Source organism: Collinsella tanakaei, assembly GCF_021531055.1.
In the GTDB taxonomy this organism is placed as follows: Bacteria; Actinomycetota; Coriobacteriia; order Coriobacteriales; family Coriobacteriaceae; genus Collinsella; species Collinsella tanakaei_B.
On record NZ_JADYTL010000003.1, the window covers coordinates 64,545 to 84,895 of the forward strand.

The 20,351-nt window shown below is 63.4% G+C and carries 20 protein-coding genes and 5 tRNA genes; 1 reads left to right on the plus strand and 24 read right to left on the minus strand.

The features are described from left to right. Nucleotides 1–126: 126 nt before the first annotated feature. The 5 genes from I6E04_RS03925 to I6E04_RS03945 all read right to left on the minus strand — a co-directional run bounded on the left by I6E04_RS03925 (nucleotide 127) and on the right by I6E04_RS03945 (nucleotide 5,434). Nucleotides 127–567 carry a helix-turn-helix domain-containing protein gene (locus I6E04_RS03925; RefSeq protein WP_235421865.1) on the minus strand — a complete coding sequence of 147 codons (441 nt, stop codon included), beginning with the start codon at nucleotides 565–567 and terminating at the stop codon, nucleotides 127–129. A gap of 157 nt (nucleotides 568–724) precedes the next feature. Further along, complete coding sequence (leuB, locus tag I6E04_RS03930) at nucleotides 725–1,837, minus strand: 3-isopropylmalate dehydrogenase (protein WP_235421866.1); 1,113 nt, start codon at nucleotides 1,835–1,837, stop codon at nucleotides 725–727. 109 nt (nucleotides 1,838–1,946) lie between these two features. After that, the gene (locus I6E04_RS03935; RefSeq protein WP_235421867.1) at nucleotides 1,947–2,447 is read right to left on the minus strand and encodes a 3-isopropylmalate dehydratase small subunit; all 501 of its coding nucleotides are present in this window, start codon (nucleotides 2,445–2,447) and stop codon (nucleotides 1,947–1,949) included. A 92-nt stretch (nucleotides 2,448–2,539) separates the two neighbouring features. Then, entirely contained in the window at nucleotides 2,540–3,805 is a 1,266-nt protein-coding gene (gene leuC, locus I6E04_RS03940; protein WP_235421868.1) for a 3-isopropylmalate dehydratase large subunit, read from the minus strand. A gap of 93 nt (nucleotides 3,806–3,898) precedes the next feature. Continuing rightward, complete coding sequence (locus I6E04_RS03945) at nucleotides 3,899–5,434, minus strand: 2-isopropylmalate synthase (RefSeq protein ID WP_235421869.1); 1,536 nt, start codon at nucleotides 5,432–5,434, stop codon at nucleotides 3,899–3,901. A 779-nt stretch (nucleotides 5,435–6,213) separates the two neighbouring features. On the opposite strand from I6E04_RS03945, the gene I6E04_RS03950 reads away from it, so the two are divergent. Further along, nucleotides 6,214–7,257 (plus strand): threonine aldolase family protein, encoded by a 1,044-nt coding sequence (locus I6E04_RS03950; RefSeq protein WP_235421870.1) that lies wholly within the window; start codon nucleotides 6,214–6,216, stop codon nucleotides 7,255–7,257. An 83-nt stretch (nucleotides 7,258–7,340) separates the two neighbouring features. On the opposite strand, the gene I6E04_RS03955 is transcribed toward I6E04_RS03950, so the two are convergent. The 19 genes from I6E04_RS03955 to ispF all read right to left on the minus strand — a co-directional run bounded on the left by I6E04_RS03955 (nucleotide 7,341) and on the right by ispF (nucleotide 20,302). Next, nucleotides 7,341–8,513: a permease prefix domain 1-containing protein gene (locus I6E04_RS03955; RefSeq protein ID WP_235421871.1), complete on the minus strand. Its 1,173-nt coding sequence runs from the start codon at nucleotides 8,511–8,513 to the stop codon at nucleotides 7,341–7,343. Beyond that, nucleotides 8,510–8,863, minus strand: coding sequence for a PadR family transcriptional regulator (locus I6E04_RS03960; protein WP_235421872.1), 354 nt, complete (start codon nucleotides 8,861–8,863; stop codon nucleotides 8,510–8,512). Before I6E04_RS03960 ends, I6E04_RS03955 begins: the two co-directional genes overlap by 4 nt. A 254-nt stretch (nucleotides 8,864–9,117) precedes the next feature. Beyond that, nucleotides 9,118–10,305, minus strand: coding sequence for a permease prefix domain 1-containing protein (locus I6E04_RS03965; protein WP_235421873.1), 1,188 nt, complete (start codon nucleotides 10,303–10,305; stop codon nucleotides 9,118–9,120). Continuing rightward, nucleotides 10,302–10,652, minus strand: coding sequence for a PadR family transcriptional regulator (locus tag I6E04_RS03970; protein WP_235421874.1), 351 nt, complete (start codon nucleotides 10,650–10,652; stop codon nucleotides 10,302–10,304). The genes I6E04_RS03965 and I6E04_RS03970 overlap by 4 nt, the downstream gene beginning before the upstream one ends. Before the next feature lie 586 nt (nucleotides 10,653–11,238). Further along, on the minus strand, nucleotides 11,239–11,946 hold the full coding sequence (gene rplA, locus I6E04_RS03975; RefSeq protein ID WP_235421875.1) for a 50S ribosomal protein L1: 708 nt from the start codon (nucleotides 11,944–11,946) through the stop codon (nucleotides 11,239–11,241). 113 nt (nucleotides 11,947–12,059) lie between these two features. Continuing rightward, nucleotides 12,060–12,488: a 50S ribosomal protein L11 gene (rplK, locus tag I6E04_RS03980; protein WP_235421876.1), complete on the minus strand. Its 429-nt coding sequence runs from the start codon at nucleotides 12,486–12,488 to the stop codon at nucleotides 12,060–12,062. A gap of 121 nt (nucleotides 12,489–12,609) precedes the next feature. Beyond that, the gene (gene nusG, locus I6E04_RS03985) at nucleotides 12,610–13,146 is read right to left on the minus strand and encodes a transcription termination/antitermination protein NusG (RefSeq protein WP_235421877.1); all 537 of its coding nucleotides are present in this window, start codon (nucleotides 13,144–13,146) and stop codon (nucleotides 12,610–12,612) included. 3 nt (nucleotides 13,147–13,149) lie between these two features. After that, nucleotides 13,150–13,533, minus strand: coding sequence for a preprotein translocase subunit SecE (gene secE / locus I6E04_RS03990; protein ID WP_235421878.1), 384 nt, complete (start codon nucleotides 13,531–13,533; stop codon nucleotides 13,150–13,152). A gap of 75 nt (nucleotides 13,534–13,608) precedes the next feature. Then, nucleotides 13,609–13,684: transfer RNA gene (locus I6E04_RS03995), tRNA-Trp, on the minus strand. Between the two features lie 12 nt (nucleotides 13,685–13,696). Further along, complete coding sequence (gene rpmG / locus I6E04_RS04000) at nucleotides 13,697–13,846, minus strand: 50S ribosomal protein L33 (protein WP_079989048.1); 150 nt, start codon at nucleotides 13,844–13,846, stop codon at nucleotides 13,697–13,699. A gap of 206 nt (nucleotides 13,847–14,052) precedes the next feature. Beyond that, a complete protein-coding gene (gene tuf, locus I6E04_RS04005; protein ID WP_235421879.1) occupies nucleotides 14,053–15,243 on the minus strand; it encodes an elongation factor Tu in 1,191 nt (396 codons plus the stop codon). 88 nt (nucleotides 15,244–15,331) lie between these two features. Then, nucleotides 15,332–15,408 (minus strand) — tRNA-Met (locus I6E04_RS04010). 4 nt (nucleotides 15,409–15,412) lie between these two features. Next, nucleotides 15,413–15,488 (minus strand) — tRNA-Thr (locus I6E04_RS04015). Between the two features lie 6 nt (nucleotides 15,489–15,494). Further along, a tRNA-Tyr gene (locus tag I6E04_RS04020) sits at nucleotides 15,495–15,579 on the minus strand. A gap of 550 nt (nucleotides 15,580–16,129) precedes the next feature. Beyond that, nucleotides 16,130–16,204: transfer RNA gene (locus I6E04_RS04025), tRNA-Thr, on the minus strand. Between the two features lie 96 nt (nucleotides 16,205–16,300). Next, entirely contained in the window at nucleotides 16,301–16,984 is a 684-nt protein-coding gene (locus I6E04_RS04030; RefSeq protein ID WP_235421880.1) for an NYN domain-containing protein, read from the minus strand. A 38-nt stretch (nucleotides 16,985–17,022) separates the two neighbouring features. Beyond that, nucleotides 17,023–17,916, minus strand: coding sequence for a 23S rRNA (guanosine(2251)-2'-O)-methyltransferase RlmB (rlmB, locus tag I6E04_RS04035; RefSeq protein ID WP_235421881.1), 894 nt, complete (start codon nucleotides 17,914–17,916; stop codon nucleotides 17,023–17,025). Nucleotides 17,917–18,086: 170 nt separating this feature from the next. After that, nucleotides 18,087–19,556 (minus strand): cysteine--tRNA ligase, encoded by a 1,470-nt coding sequence (gene cysS / locus I6E04_RS04040; protein WP_235421882.1) that lies wholly within the window; start codon nucleotides 19,554–19,556, stop codon nucleotides 18,087–18,089. Nucleotides 19,557–19,810: 254 nt separating this feature from the next. Further along, on the minus strand, nucleotides 19,811–20,302 hold the full coding sequence (gene ispF / locus I6E04_RS04045; RefSeq protein WP_235421883.1) for a 2-C-methyl-D-erythritol 2,4-cyclodiphosphate synthase: 492 nt from the start codon (nucleotides 20,300–20,302) through the stop codon (nucleotides 19,811–19,813). Between the last annotated feature and the right edge of the window lie 49 nt (nucleotides 20,303–20,351).

A 20,351-nucleotide genomic window follows, 5' to 3' on the forward strand; every position in this document is an offset into this window, starting at 1 on the left:
GTCGCAAACCCTTCAGCCATCACGTCGCATCGGGACGGGACCACCCGACCCGTCATAGGATATCGTACAGGAATGTAGTCGGGAGCCATGCCGACAATGTTCCCTATCGAGAGCAGGCGAGCCCGCTCACAAGTTGAGTTCGGGGTCGATGAGCGTCGTCTCCCCCAGACGCCATAGCTCGTCATCGCAGGTGACGAGGTCTCTACCCTGCTCGATGCACCAGATGATGATGGCATCGCGACGCTTTTTGGGCCATAGCTCCGCCATGCCGGACAGGCGCAGCAGCCGCTGGGTCTGCTTGAGCGTGCAGCGCAGGCCGAACGCGAGCTTGATGGCGTTGTCGCGCCCCGGCTTGCATTTGCCCTTGAACATGTCGTACACGAAGGTGCTGTTGAGCTCGGATTCGCGGATCACGTCCGCCTTCGACATGCCCCGTGCGGCGCGCAGCTGCTCGAGATAGTCCGTAAGTTCCTGAGAAACCAGACGCTCGTGGTCGAGATAGTCCTCGGGACGGCCCGCGGCGAGCAACTGCTCCAGCAAGTCCTCCGTCAAGCGCTCCTCGGCCATGGTCACTCCCCCACTCACCCGCATCTTAGGCACTACCTGCGCACCACCATACCATCAACAGAGCGCGCCGGCGCATCACCAACTCGTGGGATGCACCGGCGCGCCCTCTGCGCGGGGCATATGCGCCTCGGGCGCTACGGCCCTGACCGTCGCACGCCTACCGCAGGCGCGCCACCACCGCGTCGCCCATGGCGACGGTTCCGAGGATCTTGTCCTCCGGCGTGTCGGCGTCGGCGATGTCGCGTGTACGCAGCCCGTCGTTGAGCACGGCGGTCACCGCGGCGCGAATGGCGTCGGCAGCCTCGGCCATGTCGAAGCTATAGCGCAGCATCATCTCGACGGACAGGATCTGCGCCAACGGATTGGCGATGCCCTTGCCGGCGATATCGGGCGCGCTGCCGTGGCTCGGCTCGTACAGCGCCACGCCGTCGCCCAAGCTCGCGCTCGCGAGCATACCGAGCGAACCCGTGATCTGCGCCGCCTCGTCGGACAGGATGTCGCCGAACATGTTCTCGGTCACCACGACGTCGAAGTCCGCCGGGCGGTTGATGAGCTGCATGGCGGCATTGTCCACGAGCACGTCCTCGAGCTCGACGTCGGCGTAGTCGGCATCGTGCACGCGATGGACGATCTCGCGCCACATGCGGCTCGTCTCGAGCACGTTGGCCTTGTCCACGCTCGCCACCTTGCCACGGCGCTTGCGGGCGGCCTCGAAGGCCTGGCGGGCGATGCGCTCGATCTCGTACTCGCGGTACTCGAGCGTATCGTAAGCGCGCTGGCCGGGCTTGCCATCGGCGCCCGCGCCCTCCTCGTCGTAGAAGCGCTCGCGGACGCCAAAGTACAGGCCGCCGGTGAGCTCGCGTACGATCATCATGTCCACGCCATCGATGACCTCGGGTTTGAGCGTCGAGGCGCCGGACAGGGCCGAGAAGATCTGCACGGGACGCAGGTTGGTGTACAGGCCGAGCTCCTTGCGGATCTTGAGCAGACCCTGCTCGGGACGGGGCGCCGCGGGATCGGTAGTGTCCCACTTGGGGCCGCCCACCGCCGCCAGCAGCACGGCGTCAGACGCGCGGGCGGCATCGAGGGTCTCGTCGGGCAGCGCGGTGCCGGTCGCATCGATGGCGGCGCCGCCGATCAGGGCGTCCTCACACTCGAACGCGCAGCCGAAGTGCTTGCCCACGGCGTCGAGGACCTTCTTGCCCTCGGCCATGATCTCGGGCCCGATGCAGTCACCGGGCAGGGTGCAGATACGGTAGGTTTTCTTCACGTTGCAACTCCAACTCATCGAACTCGGACCTGATGCGAACGGGTTGTCGAGAGGCACGACCGCCCTCCTTCCGCGATGGGAAAAAAGTGCCTGTCCCTATTTTCCCGCGCTACTTGCCGGCGGCGATATTCGCCTTCGTGCGGTTGACGATGCCGCCTGCCTCGATAATCTCGGCAATGAAGGGCGGGAACGGCTCAGAGGCGAAGGTCTCGCCGGTATCGAGGTTCGTGATGACGCCGGTCTCGGTATCCACGGAGACCTTCGCGCCGTCCGTGATGGCGTCGACCGCCTCGGAGCACTCGAGGATCGGCAGGCCGATGTCGATGGAATTGCGGTAGAAGATGCGCGCGAAGCTCTTGGCGATCACGCAGGACACGCCGGCCGACTTGATGGCGAGCGGCGCGTGCTCACGGCTGGAGCCGCATCCGAAGTTCTCCTCGGCCACGATGATGTCGCCGGGCTTCATGCGCTCGACGAACGTATCATCCAGATCCTCGAGGCAATGGGACGCCAGATATGCCGGATCGGAGCTGTTGAGGTAGCGGGCGGGGATGATGACGTCGGTATCGATGTCGCGTCCATAGCGGAACACGGTGCCTTCAAAATGCATGAGGTTTCCTTTCTCGGTGTTCGATCCCGGCTAAGCCGATGCGCCGCTTAGCCGTGCCACGCGGCCCTGCAGGCAGCGGGGCCGCGCGAAGACTACAGGTCGGACGGAGCCGCGATGTGGCCCGCCACGGCGCTCGCCGCGGCGACCGCGGGGCTCGCCAGGTAGACCTCGGAGGCCGGATCGCCCATGCGGCCCACGAAGTTGCGGTTCGTGGTGGACACGCAGCGCTCGCCGGCGGCCAGGATGCCCATGTAACCGCCCAGGCACGGTCCGCACGTCGGCGTGGAGAACACGCAGCCCGCATCGATGAAGATGTCCGCCAGGCCCTCGGCCATGCACTGCTTGAAGACCGCCTGCGTCGCGGGAATCACGATGCAGCGCACGTTGGGATCGATCGTGCGGCCACGCAGGACCTCGGCAGCTGCGCGCATGTCCTCCATGCGGCCGTTGGTGCAGCTGCCGATCACGGCCTGGTCGATCGCGATGTCGCGGCTCTCGCTCACCGGATGGGTGTTGCCCGGCAGGTGCGGCCAAGCGACGCACGGCTTGATGTCGGCGGCGTCGATATGGATGACCTGCGCGTACTCGGCATCCGGATCGGCATGGTACTCCACATAGTCGCGCTGGTTGCGGCCCTCGAGCCATGCGCGGGTCACGTCGTCGACCTCCATGATGCCGGCCTTGCCGCCGGCCTCGATCGCCATGTTGGAGATGGTCATGCGACCCTCCATCGACATGCTGTGGATGGCCGAGCCGGTGAACTCCATGGCCTGGTACAGTGCGCCGTCCACGCCGATCATGCCGATGATGTGCAGGATGACGTCCTTGGCCGTCGCGCCGTCGGTCAGCTCGCCGTCGATCACGAACTTGATGGTCGGCGGGACCTTGAACCAGCAGCGGCCGGTGGCCATGCCCACGCCCGCGTCGGTGGAACCCACGCCGGTCGAGAACGCACCCAGCGCGCCGTAGGTGCAGGTATGCGAATCGGCGCCGATAATCAGGTCGCCCGGCACGACGGTACCCGTCTCGGGCAACAGGGCGTGCTCGATGCCCGCGCAGCCCTGCTCCCAGTAGTGGGTGATCTTCTGCTCATGTGCGAACTCGCGCATCTTCTTGGTCTGCTCGGCGCTCTTGATGTCCTTGTTGGGCGCATAGTGGTCGGGCACGAGGCACACGCGGTCGCGGTCGAACACCTCGGTGGCGCCGAGCTCGCGGAACACGTCGATGGCGATGGGCGCCGTGATGTCGTTGGCGAGCACGATGTCGAGGTCGCACTCGACGAGCTGTCCGGGGCGCACCTCATCGAGGCCCGCATGGGCGGCCAGGATCTTCTCGGCAACGGTCATGGGTCTTGGCATGGGTTGTTCTCCTTCGATTGCTCAGTGACAAGATGGGGCCGGGTTCAAACTTGTCGGCAGTGACAAGATGGGGCCGGGTTCAAGCTTGTCGGATTACTTGGCTGCAGCCTCGCGCTGATCGGAGATCAGGCGGTTCAGGGCGTTGATGTAGGCCTTGGTGGAGGACACGATGATGTCGTTATCGCTGCCGCGGCCGATGTACACCTCACCGCCGGCGGCCGTCACGCGCACCGTCACCTCGCCCAGCGCGTCGATGCCGCGCGTGATGGACTTGATCGAGAACTCGGACAGGTCGTTCTCCACCGCCACGATCCGGTCGACCGCCTTGTAGACGGCGTCCACCGGACCGGTGCCATACGCGGCGACGGTGTGCTCCTCGCCGTCCTCGTCCACAAGGGTGAGCGTGGCGGTCGGGGTGAGCGGGAAGCCGCAGGAGACCTGCACCGCGCCGAGCGTCCAGATGGCCGAGCTCACGCGCTCGCGCTCGTGCACGATGGACTCCAGATCCTCGTCGTAGACTTCCTTCTTCTTGTCGGCAACCTCGAGGAAGGCCTGGTAGATGCCCTCGAACTCCTCATCGTTGAAGGTGTAGCCGAGCTCGGCCATGCGATGGCGCAGCGCGGCGTGACCGGAACGGGCGGACAGGATGATCTGGGAACCGGCGGCGCCCACGTCGGCCGGGTCGATGATCTCGTAGGTGTCGCGGGCCTTGAGCACGCCGTCCTGATGGATGCCGGAGGAATGCGCGAAGGCGTTGGCACCCACGATGGCCTTGTTGGGTTGGACCATGATGCCGGTGATGGAGCTCACGAGCTTGCTGGCATGGCACAGCTCCTTGGTGACGATATCGGTGTGCGCGTCGAGCTCGGCCTCGTGCATGCGGATGGCCATGACGACTTCCTCGAGCGAGGTGTTGCCGGCGCGCTCGCCCAAGCCGTTGATGGTGCACTCGATCTGCGTCGCGCCGTTGCGGACGCTCTCGAGCGCGAGCGCGGTGGCCATGCCCAGGTCGTTGTGCGTGTGGACCGAGATGGTCACGTCCTCGATGCCGTCGACGCGCTCGCGCAGGTCGCGGATGCGCGCGCCGAACTCCCACGGCATGTTGTAGCCCGTGGTGTCGGGGATGTTCACGACCGTGGCGCCCGCCTTGACGGCGGCCTCGATGATGCGGACGAGGAAGTCCTGGTCGGCGCGACCGGCGTCCTCGGCGTAGAACTCGACGTCGTCCACGAAGTTGCGGGCGTACTTGACCGCATGGATGGCGCGCTCGATGGCCTGGTCCTCGGTCAGGCGGAGCTTGTCGCGCAGATGTGAGGGCGAAACGCCCAGGCCGGTGTGAATGCGCGGACGCTTGGCGGTCTTGAGCGCCTCTGCCGCGACCTCGATGTCCTTGTCGACGGCGCGCGTCAGGCCGCAGACGGTGCACTTGTCACCCGCAATGCGGCCGATCTCGGCCACGCTCTTGAAGTCGCCGGGGCTCGAGATGGGAAAGCCCGCCTCGATGACGTCGACGTTCATGCGGATGAGCTGACGGGCGATGATGAGCTTTTCCTCGGTGTTCATGCTGGCGCCGGGCGACTGCTCGCCGTCGCGCAGGGTGGTGTCGAAGATGGCGATCTTCCTGGTCATGGGGTCCTCCTGTTGCTCGTGACGTGGTCGTTGCGTGTCAGGCTTGCAGGAGGTGGCGTTGCCGATTTGCAGCTCTACGGATAAAAGCACCCCGTCGCGCGTCACGCCCTGCAAGGCGTCGGTCAGATGCGCGGTGGGGTGCTTCTGGAAAGTTGGCTTGAGCCGTACGTGGAACGAAGAACCCTAGCGCGCATCGGCGGCTAGTAGCGCTAGGGTTAGGTTCAGCGACATGCCGAGTACAGGCACCATGACCTGCTCGACCGTGCTGTGATCCCCGCGCACCATGCGTTCCGTCCTTTCGTGCACGCGACCCGGTACGGGCCGCCACTGCAATGTAATGCAGTTTAGCATGCTAAAGCGACCCAGCCAACCCCCAATCGGTGGCCGCCTTGCACGGGAATCGGCCCCGCAGCACGGGAGGTAGGTCGTTTTCGGCAGACCGCTGTCCTGTGTACCTGACTGTTTTGGCTGGTTTATTGCCGCAAATTGAGTTTCTCCGGTGCTGGAAGCCGATGGTTGCGTTTACGGTTCGGTTTTGAAGGCACCCCCTGAGTACAAGTGGCGCTCGCTTCAAGGAAAGCGCAGGTACAGCGCTTGCCGTTTTGCGTGCTACTCGCCGAGCCCCACTAAAACCGAACCATAAACGGGCTTTTCTTTCCCGGCACGGCAACAGCGCCCCGCGTCCCTGCCCATTTGTCAGGTATGGGAAAATAGTGCCTGTCCCCTTTTTCCCACGGGAAAATAGGGACAGGCACCATTTTCCCGCGAAGGAGCGAGCCATGATCGACCTGAGAAGCGACACCCTCACCAAGCCGACCCCCCACATGCTGCAGACCATCCTCACCGCCTCGCTTGGCGACGACGACCGCACCCACGAGCTTGGCCGCGGCGAGGATCCGACCGTCAACGAGCTCGAGGACCTTGCCGCCCGGATCACCGGCAAGCAGGCAGCCGTGCTCGTGCCTTCCGGCTGCATGGCCAACACCGCCGCAGTACTCGCCCAGGTCAAACCCGGCAGCACCCTGCTCGTCGACGAGCAGCAGCATCTTCTACTCAGCGAAAAGTACCTGTTCGATCCCGATTTCGGACGCATGCAACTCAAGACCTATCGGCACGATGAACACGGCCAGCCGAACCTCGATGACATCGCCGCCGCCCTGGATGCCGGCGGCGTCGACCTGATCTGCGTCGAGAACTCCCATAACTACGCGGGCGGCGCCGTCGTCACGTGCGATCGCTTGGCGGCTGTCCACGAGCTCGCGCAGGCGCACGGCGTCCCAGTCCATATGGACGGCGCACGCCTGTTCAACGCGGCGACCGCGCTCGGCGTGCCCGCCGCCGACATCTGCGTGCATGTCGACAGCCTGATGTTCTGCCTTTCCAAGGGCCTCGGCGCGCCAGTCGGTTCCGTCATCTGCTCCGATCAGGAGACGATTCTCGCGGCACGGCGGATCCGCAAAGCGCTCGGCGGCGCCATGCGCCAAGCTGGCATCATCGCCGCCCCGGGCATCTACGCTTTGCGCCATCACGTCGAGCGCCTGCAGGAAGATCACGACAACGCGCGCGCCTTCGCCGACGCGATCGCCGGTCTCGCGTGCACTCGCATCGTCGGTGACGTGGTCACCAACATCGTGGTCGTCGACGTCAGCGGTATCACCGACGACCCGCTCGCCTATTGCGAGCGCGCCGCCGAACACGGCCTGATCATCCGCCCGGTCATGAAGCGCTACATCCGCTTCGTCTTCTACCTCGGCATTACGCATGATGACGCCCTCGAAGCCGCTCGCATCGTGCGCGAGCTCGAGAGCGCGTTCGCACGCTAGCCCCGCCCACATGCGACGGGGCGCCGGTGTCCCGACGCCCCGCATGAAGAGCAATCTTGTGGTAATGGAGCCGCTATCCGCCGCTAGTCCCATTCCGCACGATCGACCACATGCTCGATGAAGTCGTTGCGGTACATGTTCTTGACCTTCAGCGTGTTCCAGCCATCCTCGCTCACCAGATCGGCGTTCAGCGTCACGCCGAACATCTCCTCCATCATCTGGCGCGTGAAAACATAGTGCTCCTCGTCGTAGGGGTCGTCGCTCTCGCTCAGACGCACCTGGACCTCGTCGACGTCGGAGACCGCGCACATGATGGCCGCAACATCGTACACCAGGGCAGCGTCGACCGAATCGCCGTCATAGCGCTCGGGCACCGCCTCGTAGGAAATGCCGAGCGCACCGGCGTTGCCGGTCGTGTCGACCTGGCTCACCCACTCGCCCATGGGCAGCGAACGCACAAGTTCGTCGACCTGCGACGTATCGGCAAGGGCCATGCCCGCATAGGACGACACGTCGCTGTACGGATCGTTCACCACGGCGGTGAGCAGCTCGTCGGCGATGTCACCGTCGATGCGCAGATTGCCGTCGGCATCGAGATAGATCTCGTCCTCGCCGCTCTCCAGATGGATGCCCGACGACCCGATCTCCACGCTGGAGCCCTTACCGTCATCGAGCTTGAGGCCGTCTTTGTCGAAGGTGATGCTCGCGTCATCGGATCGGCCACCGTCCGTCGACGACTGCGCCTGGTTCTGCCCCTGCGTGGTCCCGCCCGTCGTCGCACCGACGAACAGCAGGCTCATGCCGAACGCGATGAGCGCGAGCAGCACGAGCACGCCCGCGACGATGCCCACGACGATCGGCCACTTCTTGCGCGGCTGCGCCGCAGGCTGGCTGGGCGTGGCCGCCGCATACGAAGGTGGGGTCGGCGCCTGCTGCACGCCGGGCGCCGCCGCGGGCATCTGCTGCGTCGGGGCGACCGGCGGGATCTGCGTCGTCTCGGCGGCGGTTCCGGCGGGAGTCGCATCCGCTGTCGCCGCGGCACCGGCATCGTCAGCGCCCTCGTCCAGCATATCGTCGATGCTCGTCATGCTCGCCTTGGTACGCGCCAGCGCCTCCGCCTCGCTCAGGCCCTGCGCGAGATAATCCTCATAGCGCGCCGTGAGGTTGCCGTAGATCTCCTCTTTGAGCTCGATGTTCTCGGCAGTCAGCATCTTGCCTTCGAACAGGCGCTCCACATACATGCGAAGTTCGTTCACCGTGCTCCCCCATCCTGACGGATCAGCAGGCGGTCGATGATGTTGCGGACCCGGATCCACCGGTCGATCGCCTCTGTCAGCTCAACTGTACCCGATTTCGTGATGCGATAGTACTTCCTACGGGCACCCTGTGTCTCGTTGCCCCAGTAGCTCTCGACGAAGCCCTGGCCCTCCAGCCGCTTGAGGCTCGTGTAGAGCGACTGTTCCTTCATCTCGTACTCACCGCCGCTTGTCTCGGCGATCTCCTTGAGGATCTCGTAGCCGTAGTTGTCTCCGTCAAGAAGCGTGCACAGGATGATGGCGTCGATATTGCCCCTGATCAGGTCGCTCACGGCGTCGCGTGTCGCCATCCCATCACCTCCCGGTATCCTTTCGGCATCATACCCGATCTGTCTTCCATAGTACTCCGTGCGTCGATGCAATACTTCACTCGAGAGGATGCGCGCGGGCAGCACCCCGGGTCCTCAACGAAAAGCAACGTCGCCGAACAGACCGTCCGGCGACGCGTCGCGCTGTTTCGCAGTCGGCCGGACGCCCGTTTGCGGCGGGCGTCCGGCGAGGCTATGGCGCGATCATCCGTTCCGGTCGATACGTGCCGTCGCGATCAGTAGTCGAGCTCCGCGTAGTCGGTCACGTTGTCGAAGAAGCGATAGGTCGCCACGTTGTTGAACACCTTGTTCCACGCGTTCTTGGACTCGAGCATGCTTCCCGTGATCTTCGTGTACTCGTTGGAGCTCACGCTGGCGAGCATGTCCTCCACCATCGCGCGATCGAAGATGTAGGTGTCGACGTCGTAGGAATGGTCGTCGCTCTCGTGCAGCTCGATCTTGACGGTGTCGACGCTGTCGCCGTAGGTCGCCATGATCGCGACCACGTCGTAGGCAAGTGCAAGGTCGATCGCATCGCCATCGATGTTGTGGTTCACCGAGGAGTAATCGATGGCGAGCGTACCGTTGCTGAAGCTGCTGGCGGTCACATAGTCGCCCAGGGGAAGCGCGCGGACGAACGCGGCGCGGTTATCGGCACTGCTCGGTTTCGTGCTCGCGTACTTGGTCAGGGTGCTGAGCGGGCTGTTCAGCACTTCGTCGGCCAGGGCCTCGGTCGCCTGACGCTCGCGCGGACCGTCGTCGTCGGTAAGGCGCGGCATCGAGCGCAGCGTCGTCGTGTTCGACGTGGTGGTCTTCTGCGTGGTCGAGGTCTTGGCCTCCGCCGTCTGGTCGTCCGTGGACGTCGCCGGCTCGGTCGCCTGTTCCTCTGCGGGCTCCTGCTCGACGGTCGCGGCTTCGGCCTCGGTCTTCTGGACATCCTGAGCCGTGTCGTCGACGGTCGTGTCATCGACGGTCACCGTCGCCTCGGGCACCTGCCCTTGCGTCTGCTTGGGCATGATGTTCATGCCGATCGCCACGCCGCAGATCAGCACGAGGATGACGGCGGCTGCGGCCGCTGTGATCACCCAGGGCTTGCGGCGCTTCGGCGCCGGATCGCCGGCGGGAGGTGCTGCTCCGGGCTGGGAGACTGCGATGGGCATCTGCTCGGTTACGTTCGCGTTCGGGTTCTGGTTGGCGTTCAGGTTCTCGTTCTTCATTGCTTCCTCACCACTCATCACGTCGTCGATACTGGTCATGCTTTCCTTCGTACGCCGCAGCGCCTCCTCGTGGCTCAGGCCCTGGGCAACGTAATCCTCGTAGCGGGCGATCAGGTTGCCGTAGATCTCTTCCTTGAGTTCGATGGTGTCGGACGTAAGAACCCTGTTTTGGAAGAGCTGCTCGACGTACATACGAAGTTCGTTCATCGGTCTCCCCTTTCCTGTGTCAGCAAACGATCGATGATGTTCCGGACGCGTACCCAGCGCTCGGTGGCTTCCCCAAGTTCCCCAGCTCCCGCATCGGTCATCCGGTAGTACTTGCGTCGAGCGCCCTGGGTCTCGTCCCCCCAATAGCTCTTGACGAACCCTTGCCCTTCGAGACGTTTGAGGCAGGTGTAGAGCGACTGCTCCTTCATCTCGTACTCGCCCCGGCTCGTGGCTGCGATCGCTTTGAGGATCTCGTAGCCGTAACTGTCGCCTCCGGAAAGCGTGCACAGGATGATGGCATCGATGTTTCCTCTGATCAGATCGCTCACCGCATCCCGTGTGGACATCGTTGTCACCTCCTGATCAGTGCTCGTCTCTTCTTGACACTGCTACTGTAACACAAAGTACTATGTGTGTTAGAGTACTTTTGCTGACAGAGATGAACGGTATAAATAACAAGGTGAGCGGTGGGTTATTATTGTTTGCGCAGCTCGATGGGCATTATGAATGGCTACGTCCCGCATAGAACGACAGAACCCGCCGTAGAACCGGATCTGATATGGATGCCTGAAACGTTCATTCTGCCGGTAAGTGACGAAAATGAACGGTTGTTAGTTGGCTGAAAGCGTATGCAGAGACGTGTACGGCTCAAATTGCTGTAGATCACATATGTTGGCCGTCTTATACGGTCGTAACGGTCATATCAGACACACATGCAGATGAGTTCTCTGCATCACAACGACAAACGCTCCGCGGTGTCCGCAGTTTAACTACAAAACGTTCGATTGTGTGACTCGACTACCGAATGAACAAATCGCGTCGTCTCGGGTGCGTATAAAACGACCGATAATCTGTCAGCTTATGCAAAAACCCGGCTTCACGCTGAGCGCGAAGCCGGGTTTTCATGCGACACCGGATTATGCGGTACCTGCGTTACTCCTCCATGAAGTTACGCTGGATGGCGGAGTCCACCTTGATGCCGGGGCCCATGGTGGAGGTCAGCGTGATGCTCTTCACATAGCGACCCTTGGCGGAAGAAGGCTTGACGCGCAGGATCTCGGTGTAGAGCGCAGCGTAGTTCTCGACGAGCTTCTGATCGTCGAAGGAGCACTTGCCCAGGGGCACGTGGCAGATGCCGTAACGGTCGGCACGGTACTCGACGCGGCCGGCCTTGAGCTCGCCGACCATCTTGGCGACGTCCATGGTGACGGTACCGAGCTTGGGGTTGGGCATGAGGCCACGGGGGCCGAGGATCTTACCGATGCGACCGACCTTAGCCATCATGTTGGGGGTGGCGATAGCGGCATCGAAGTTGATCTCGCCCTTCTGGATGTCGGCGATCAGCTCGTCGGAACCGACGATGTCGGCACCGGCCTCACGAGCCTCATCGGCCTTGGCACCATCGGCGAACACGGCGACGCGAACGGTCTTGCCGGTGCCGTGGGGCAGGGAGATGGAACCGCGGATGTTCTGATCGGCCTTACGGGTATCGATACCCAAGCGGAAGTGGACCTCGACGGTCTCGTCGAACTTAGCGGGAGCGAGCTCCTTGACGAGCTTCACGGCCTCGAGCGGCGTGTAAAGGTTGAAGCGGTCAACCTTCTTGGCGACGTCGAGATACTTCTTTCCATGCTTAGCCATGATACATACCTCCTGTGGTCAAACGGGCAGCGCCCTCCCACAACGATGTGTGCCGGATTGCACACGATCGGGCGCAAGACCTTCCCGCGCCCGAAGAAAACGAACGGATATCGCTACTCGGCGATGGTGACGCCCATGGAACGGGCGGTGCCGGCGACGATCTTCTTAGCGGCCTCGATGTCGTTGGCGTTGAGGTCCGGCATCTTGATCTCGGCGATCTTGGTGAGCTGCTCGTCGGTGAGCTGGCCGACCTTGTCGCGCTGCGGCACAGCGGAGCCGCTCTTGAGCTTGAGCTCCTTCTTGATCAGGTGAGCCGCAGGCGGGGTCTTGCAGATGAAGTCGAACGAACGATCCTCATAGACGGTGATCTCGACGGGGATGATGTCGCCGGACTTGTCCTGCGTGGCGGCGTTGAACGCCTGGCAGAACTGCATGATGTTGACCTGAGCGGCACCCAGGGCGGGACCGACGGGAGGAGCGGGGTTCGCAGCGCCAGCGGGAATCTGGAGCTTGATGACGGTGGCAACCTTCTTCTCAGCCATTGTCATTCCTTCCTAAACACGAACGTGTCGAACAATCCATATCGTCAGCGCGAGCACGTTAGAAGCATGCCGGTCCGGTGAGCAGCCGGAAGGCGCAGCGTGGACGCGCGGATACGACAACCTAACTGATGACCGCGATCTGGTCGAACGCAAGCTCGACCGGGGTCTCGCGACCGAAGATGAGCAGGGTGACCTTGACCTTGCCGGCCTCGGCATTGACCTCGGACACCTTGCCGTCGAAATCGGACAGCGGGCCGGAGATGACCTTGACGGGCGTTCCGACCTCGATGCTGACGGACGTGCGCTTGGGCGTACCGCCCTTGTCCGTCTTGCGCATCATCTTGTTGTACTCGTCGCGGGACAGCGGCGCAGGCTTGCCGTTGGCGCCAAGGAAACCGGTGACGCCGGGCGTGTTGCGCACGCAGGTCCACGCGTCATCGTCCATCTCCATGCGGACGAGCACATAGCCGGGGAAGATCTTGGAATCCTTGACCTCGCGCTTACCGCCTTCTTTGATCTCGGTCACGCGCTCGGTCGGAATCTGGATATCGAAGATGCGATCGGACATGCCCATGGTCTCGATGCGATGCTCGAGATCGGACTTGACGCGATTCTCATAGCCGGAGTAGGTGTGGACGACATACCAACGCTTGGACATGGACTACCCCCTCAGACCGGAGAAGAGCACCAGGCCCTCGCTGATGAGCGCGTCGAGACCGGCGATGACCACGCCGACGACGAGCAGCGAGATGACGACGGTGACGGAGTAGTTGACCAGCTCCTTCTTGGAGGGCCACACGACACGCTTCATCTCGGAGCGGACCTGGGCGAAATACTTCTTAGTGCGGGCGAAGAAGCCGGGCTTGGCGTCCTTCTTCTTGCCCTTGGTGGCCTTCTTGGCAGATGCCTTCTTAAGATCGGCACCCTTCTTGGAGGCGTCGGCCTTCTTGGCGGAAGCCTTCTTGGGCGCAACCTTCTTGGTCTCGGTTGCCGCAGAAGCGGGCGCGGACTGAGCGCTCTTCTTCTTGGACTTCTTGTTGGCCATGATGCTTACCTCCGGCCTAAACCACCTATACATTAGAAACCGTAAGCCTCGCGAGGAGGCTTACGGATACAAGACTGGCACGCCAGGAAGGACTCGAACCCTCAACACTCGGTTTTGGAGACCGATGCTCTACCAATTGAACTACTGGCGTATGTACAAGAGACTAGCGGGTCTCCTTGTGCACGGTATGACGACGGCACCAGGGGCAATACTTCTTGATTTCCATGCGATCGGGCATGTTCGCCTTATTCTTGGTCGTCGTATAGTTGCGACGCTTGCACTCGGTGCAGGCAAGTGTAACGAGAGTACGCATGTGTCTAATAACCTCCATTTACCGTCCCATGCGGGCACGGTGGAACACAATATCATTGAGCGGGCGGACGTGTCAAGCCCGCACGGATTCCCATCTCCATCTGCAGATTCGTTACACAACCTCAACAAATGGGAATCGGCAGAAAAAACCCGGCTCCCCCGAAGAGGAGCCGGGTGCATACAAGCGATCAGCTACGAGTAGCTAAGTTACTCGATGATGGTGCTGACGACGCCGGAGCCTACGGTGTGGCCACCCTCGCGGATAGCGAAGCGCAGGCCCTCCTCCATGGCGATCGGGTGGATGAGGTCACCCTCGATGGTGATGTGATCGCCAGGCATGGCCATCTCGGTGCCCTCGGGCAGCTTGACGGAGCCGGTCACGTCGGTGGTGCGGAAGTAGAACTGCGGACGATAGCCGTCGAAGAACGGCGTGTGGCGGCCGCCCTCCTCCTTGGTCAGGACGTAGACCTCACCGGTGAACTTGGTGTGCGGAGTGACCGAACCGGGCTTGGCCAGAACCTGACCGCGCTCGATCTGCTCGCGCTTGATACCACGGAGAAGGATGCCGACGTTGTCGCCAGCCTCGCAGAAGTCCATGGTCTTGCGGAACATCTCGATGCCGGTGGCGACGGTGGACTGGGTCTCCTTGATGCCGACGATCTCGACGGGCTCGTTCAGCTTGAGCTGACCGCGCTCGACACGACCGGTGGCGACGGTGCCGCGGCCGGAGATGGTCATGACGTCCTCGACGGCCATCAGGAACGGCTTGGCGTCGTCACGCTCGGGGGTCGGGATGTAGGTGTCGACAGCGTTCATGAGCTCGCGGATGGAGTCATACCACTTCTCCTCGCCGTTGAGGGCGCCGAGAGCGGAACCACGGATGACGGGGATGTCGTCGCCGGGGAAGTCGTACTCGGAAAGGAGCTCACGGGTCTCCATCTCGACGAGGTCGATGAGCTCCTCGTCGTCAACCATGTCGCACTTGTTCAGGAAGACGACGATGTAGGGAACGCCGACCTGACGGGCGAGCAGGATGTGCTCGCGGGTCTGGGCCATGGGGCCGTCGGTGGCGGCGATGACCAGGATAGCACCGTCCATCTGGGCAGCACCGGAGATCATGTTCTTGATGTAGTCGGCGTGGCCCGGGCAGTCGACGTGAGCGTAGTGACGCGTAGCGGTCTCGTACTCGACGTGAGCGACGGAGATGGTAATACCACGCTCGCGCTCCTCGGGAGCCTTGTCGATGTTCTCGAACGCGGTGAAGTCGGCCTTGCAACCGTCGGTCTCGGAGAGAACCTTGGTGATGGCAGCCGTCAGCGTGGTCTTGCCGTGGTCGACGTGACCGATGGTGCCGATGTTGACATGCGGCTTAGTGCGCTCGAACTTTTCCTTGGCCATGAAGCCTCCTCCTTAAGGTCGTCCCCGGTGGGACATGCCTTTAAACCTAAGTGGCCTCCCTAGATTCTAGGAAAGCCACCGTGTTACCTGGTAGCGGTGACTGGATTCGAACCAGTGACGCCACGGGTATGAACCGTGTGCTCTAACCAGCTGAGCTACACCGCCGTACTGGAGCCTGCAACCAGACTTGAACTGGTGACCTCTTCGTTACCAACGAAGTGCTCTACCGACTGAGCTATACAGGCAAGAACTGGTGGGAGCTATAGGATTCGAACCTATGTAGGCATAGCCAACGGGTTTACAGCCCGTCCCCATTAACCACTCGGGCAAACTCCCACTGTGTCCTCACTCGCTTGCTCGGCTCAGCCGCGCTCACGAGCAAAAGGATATTACGACGCGCGAGGGCCGGATGTCAACCAGAATCCTCAAATACACGGTGCCGGGCGTATCCTATTCCCTACCGCACCGCTTCTGAGCTGCGGTTTCACCACCTGATGCCATGGATGTCCTGTGAAAACACTATGGAAGGACGCCGGTGTCCTTGAATCGGGCCGACACCCTCGTCGGGGGATCCAGCGGGTGGCTCGCGCCGTTGGCTTCGCTCCGCACCCGGAACCGGGTTCGATCCCTGTCGGCCTCTTAACGAAGCGGGCCCGGCACCGCGACGGCGCCGGGCCCGAGACCCTCCTATGGAGCCAGCGACAGGAATCCGCGCGGCTTGACGCCGCGCGTGCGCTGCGGGCGGCTGGCGCCGCCCTTGCGTGCTGTGCGGCCAACGGCTCGCGCCGTTGGCTTCGCTCCGCACCCGGAACCGGGTTCGATCCCTGTCGGCCTCTTAACGAACCGGGCCCGGCACCGCGACGGCGCCGGGCCCGAGACCCTCCTATGGAGCCAGCGACAGGAATCGAACCCGCAACCCAGTGATTACAAATCACTTGCTCTACCGTTGAGCCACGCTGGCACGCTTGGCGCTTGCGCGCGAAGCTTCTACAGGATACTGAAACGCGGATGCGTCTGCAAGACGCCGCCGAGCGTAGCCCTTCTATATATGTAGGGGTTACGCGTTGCGAAGCGACTGGAGCTTGGCCAGGCTCTCGGGCGACAGGCGGCTGCCGAGCGTCATCTTGACCTGCGGGGCCTCCTCCGCCTCCGCCACGTCGGCGTCGACCTGCCGTATCTCGTCCACGAACATCCGCGCCGAGATGCGCGCCACACCCTTCCCCATCACAGTCGCCTGGATCGTGCCGTCGCTCGTGACCACGGTGCAAGCGCGGCCGGCCTCGCGCGCCTCGGTGCACAGGCGCTGCACCACCGTGTCGGCCGACACGCCCGTCGGCGAGAATTCGATGCGCACGCCCGCTTGCGGCAGGTTGGGACGATCGGCCGAGACGTTGCCGGCCCCGTCGAACACGATGACGGGTTCGTAGCGCCCCTGCGCAAATGCCGCTACATCGGCGATCAGCGAGGTGCGGGCGCGATCGTACACGTCGCCCGAGTACGGATCGTCCGAGTGGTCGAAGATGAGCCGCTCGTAGCGCGGCGTCGCGTGAATCACGTTGTAGCCGTCGACCACCAGCAGCTCGCGCTGACCGCTCACGTTGGAGCCGCGCGGAACGTCCGGCGTGGAGAACGCGGCGGAAAACGCGTTGCCCACGCCGTAGGTGCTGGCGTCGACGAATTTCTGCGCGGAGCCCTCGCCAAAGCGCTTCGCCTTGGACTTGGCCCGGTTCTTCTTGGTCATCTCATCCTCTCGCGTGAAATATAAAATAACCCCAGGGGTTATTTTACATTCTGGCGCATCCACTCAAAGCACAGGGCGGTCGCCGCCTGCGCCACGTTCAGGCTCTCGGTCTCGCCGCGCTGCGGAAGCTTGGTCAGAAAGTCGCACTTCTCGAGCACGAGGCGCGAGATGCCGTCGCCCTCCGAGCCCATGACGAGCGCGATGCGTCCCTGCATCGGGGCGTCCCAGCACACCTGCTCGGCGTGTTCCGAGGCACCGCAGGCCCAGAAGCCGGCTTCTTTGAGATCTTCGAGGGCGCGCGCGATATTGGGGACCTGCGCGATGGGCAGGTGCATGACCGCGCCGGCGCTCGTCTTGTAGGTGGCCACGGTCACCTCGGCGGCACGCTTGGACGCGATGACAACTCCCGCCGCGCCCACGACCTCGGCCGAGCGCACGATGGCACCGAAGTTGCCGGCGTCGGTCACGTGATCGAGCACGACCACGAGCGCCGGTCCGTCGCCCGCACGGGCGATGATGTCGGCGAGGTCGGCATACGGATAGGCACCGACCTCGAGCGCGATGCCTTGGTGCGCGCCATGGCTCGAGATGGCCTCGAGCTGATCGCGCCCCACGAACTGCACGGGGATGTTCGCCGCGTAGAGCGCCTCGACCAGCTGGTTGAGCGTCACGTCCTTGGACGCGCCCTCGCCCACGAGCGCCCGCTTGATCGGAAAGCCCGTGCGCAGGGCCTCGGCTGCCGCGCGGCGTCCCTCGATGAAGTTGCCCACGGGACGGGGTGCCTCCTGCCGCGCACGTGACTGCCCGCCGCGCACGTCGCGGCTGGAACGCTTCTGGTCACCCTTGGGCCCGCGTGCCTGATTCGGCCTGCCGGTGCGAGGCTGGCCCGACTTTGCGGTGGGGCGACCCTGATTCTTCCGTCTCTCTGCCATGGACTCTCTTTCTCTCGTTGCCGCACCCAGTATAGCGTGAGCGGTTCGATGAGCCTACGAGGGCAATGTAATAAAACCCCTGGGGTATTTTTACGGGTACTCCGTATGCAAAAAGCCGCCCTTCCTGCTGGAACGGCGGCTTGTCTTGCGATGTAATAAAACCCCTGGGGTTATTTTACGTGCTTGATGCGGGAGCCGGCGGCGGTGTCCTCGATCATGAGACCCATATCGCGCAGCTGATCGCGGATGGCGTCGGCCGTATCCCAATCCTTGGCGGCGCGCGCCTCGGCGCGGGCGGCAAGGATGCGCTCGGCGGCCTTGTTGACGTCGTCGCCCGTGTAGGCGCACAGGCCTGCAGCCACGCCGAGCAGCCCGACCGGCAGCTCCTCCTCGGGCTCCGGAAGCTCGATGCCCAGAACCGCAAACGCACCGGCGATGCTCACGGCGGCACCGGCGACGACATCCGTGTCGACCGCCGAACCCGCCTGATCGAGATACGTGTTCGCCTCCGTCACCAGCTGGAAGTACGCAGCCACCGCGCCCGCCGTGTTGAAGTCGTCGTTCATCTGCGCCTCGAACTCGGCCTTCGCCGCATCGACGGCAGCGTCGAGCTTCGCCGCGAGGGTGGCATCCGGCTCGCCCTCGGCATGCGAGACCGCCCAGCGCAGGTTCTGCACCGTGCCGGCGATGCGCGCGAGCGAATTCTCGGCGCCTTCGAGGCGCTCCCACGAGAAATCGAGCGGCGAGCGGTAGTGCGTCTGCAGCATGAGCAGGCGAAGCGCCGCCGCGGAGTGCTTCTCGAGCACCTCCTCGAGCGTGAAGAAGTTGCCGAGCGATTTGCTCATCTTCTCGCCGTCGACCAGCAGCATGCCCGTGTGCATCCAGGTGTTGGCGAAGCCCTCGTGCCAGGCGCAGGTCGCCTGAGCGCACTCGTTCTCATGATGCGGGAACGCGAGGTCGGAGCCGCCGCCGTGAATATCGATCGGCGTGCCCAGATAGCGATGGACCATCGCGGCGCATTCGGTGTGCCAGCCGGGACGACCCTTGCCCCACGGCGAGTTCCACATGGGCTCGCCGGGCTTGGCCGCCTTCCACAGGGCAAAGTCGAGCGGATCGTTCTTGTCCTCGTTCTCCTCGATGCGCGCGCCCACCATGAGGTCGTCGATCTTGCGACCCGACACCTCACCGTAACTCGGGTCGCTGCGCACCGCGAAGTACACGTCGCCGTTGTCGGCCGCATAGGCGTGACCCTGCTCGATGAGCGTCTTGATCATGCCGATCATGGGGCCGATCTCCTTGGTCGCACGCGGGCGCACGTCGGGGTCCATCACGTTGGCCTTGTGCATGACGGCGATGAACTTGTCGGAAAACTCGATCGCGACCTCCTCGGCCGTACGGCCCTGCTCGTTGGCGCGGTTGATAATCTTGTCGTCCACGTCGGTGAGATTCTGCGCGAACGTGACCTCGTAGCCGGCGGCGATCAGCCAGCGGCGGATCACGTCGAAGCTGATGAACGTGCGCGCGTTGCCGATGTGGATGTTGTCGTAGACGGTAGGGCCGCACACGTACATGCGGACCTTGCCCTCCTCGATGGGCTGGAAGTCTTCCTTCTTGTGCGTGCTGCTGTTGTAGATCTTCATGACTGGAACCCTTCTGGGGAGGTCTGCTGGATTCGCCCGGCGCTCGGGCAGTCCTGACTCGCGACGAAGGCGCCGCTGGCGCCTTCTGCTCGTGCGGAACTCGCGGCGGGCGAATCCAGCAGACCTCCTTGCATGTCGAATCGATAAAGGCGACTAATCCCCGCCCTCCTCGATGAACCTTGCAGGCTCATCGAGGAGGGCAGCTCCTTGGCGGAGAGGAAGATGGCGAATTCAGCGGAGCTGAATTCCCAATACTAGATACATCGTGTGAGGAGGCAGACGGCCCAGGCTCCGATGCCTTCGCCTTGGCCTTCCCAGCCGAGCTGCTCGGTGGTGGTGGCCTTCACGCCGATCTGCTCGACATCCACGCCGAGCGCGCGGGCCAGGTTGGCGCGCATGGCATCGCGGTGCGGGGTGATTTTGGGTGCCTGCGCGGCGATCGTGCAGTCGGCGTCCACGAGCTCAAAACCCAGCTCGCGGGCGAACGCCATCGTGCGCTCGAGCAACACGAGCGAGTCCGCGCCCTCGTAGGCGGGGTCGGTGTCGGGGAACAGCTTGCCGATGTCGCCTCCGCGACAGGCGCCGAGGATGGCGTCGGCGAGCGCGTGCGCGAGCACGTCGGCATCCGAATGGCCGAGCAGGCCCTTCTCGTACGGGATGTCCACGCCACCGATGATGCAGCGTCGTCCTTCGACGAGTCGATGCACGTCGTAGCCATGTCCTATGCGCAATGCAGGCAGCTGCATGAGGAGCCTCTTTCGATCGCGATTCTCAAACCAGCATCATAGCATGCGC

Coding starts and splice junctions, on each gene's coding strand:
- I6E04_RS03925 (WP_235421865.1), bottom strand. CDS start 567: ATGGCCGAGGAGCGCTTGACGGAGGACTTGCTGGAGCAGTTGCTCGCC.
- I6E04_RS03935 (WP_235421867.1), bottom strand. CDS start 2,447: ATGCATTTTGAAGGCACCGTGTTCCGCTATGGACGCGACATCGATACC.
- leuC (WP_235421868.1), bottom strand. CDS start 3,805: ATGCCAAGACCCATGACCGTTGCCGAGAAGATCCTGGCCGCCCATGCG.
- I6E04_RS03945 (WP_235421869.1), bottom strand. CDS start 5,434: ATGACCAGGAAGATCGCCATCTTCGACACCACCCTGCGCGACGGCGAG.
- I6E04_RS03950 (WP_235421870.1), top strand. CDS start 6,214: ATGATCGACCTGAGAAGCGACACCCTCACCAAGCCGACCCCCCACATG.
- I6E04_RS03960 (WP_235421872.1), bottom strand. CDS start 8,863: ATGGCGACACGCGACGCCGTGAGCGACCTGATCAGGGGCAATATCGAC.
- I6E04_RS03965 (WP_235421873.1), bottom strand. CDS start 10,305: ATGAACGAACTTCGTATGTACGTCGAGCAGCTCTTCCAAAACAGGGTT.
- I6E04_RS03970 (WP_235421874.1), bottom strand. CDS start 10,652: ATGTCCACACGGGATGCGGTGAGCGATCTGATCAGAGGAAACATCGAT.
- rplA (WP_235421875.1), bottom strand. CDS start 11,946: ATGGCTAAGCATGGAAAGAAGTATCTCGACGTCGCCAAGAAGGTTGAC.
- rplK (WP_235421876.1), bottom strand. CDS start 12,488: ATGGCTGAGAAGAAGGTTGCCACCGTCATCAAGCTCCAGATTCCCGCT.
- nusG (WP_235421877.1), bottom strand. CDS start 13,146: ATGTCCAAGCGTTGGTATGTCGTCCACACCTACTCCGGCTATGAGAAT.
- secE (WP_235421878.1), bottom strand. CDS start 13,533: ATGGCCAACAAGAAGTCCAAGAAGAAGAGCGCTCAGTCCGCGCCCGCT.
- rpmG (WP_079989048.1), bottom strand. CDS start 13,846: ATGCGTACTCTCGTTACACTTGCCTGCACCGAGTGCAAGCGTCGCAAC.
- tuf (WP_235421879.1), bottom strand. CDS start 15,243: ATGGCCAAGGAAAAGTTCGAGCGCACTAAGCCGCATGTCAACATCGGC.
- I6E04_RS04030 (WP_235421880.1), bottom strand. CDS start 16,984: ATGACCAAGAAGAACCGGGCCAAGTCCAAGGCGAAGCGCTTTGGCGAG.
- rlmB (WP_235421881.1), bottom strand. CDS start 17,916: ATGGCAGAGAGACGGAAGAATCAGGGTCGCCCCACCGCAAAGTCGGGC.
- cysS (WP_235421882.1), bottom strand. CDS start 19,556: ATGAAGATCTACAACAGCAGCACGCACAAGAAGGAAGACTTCCAGCCC.
- ispF (WP_235421883.1), bottom strand. CDS start 20,302: ATGCAGCTGCCTGCATTGCGCATAGGACATGGCTACGACGTGCATCGA.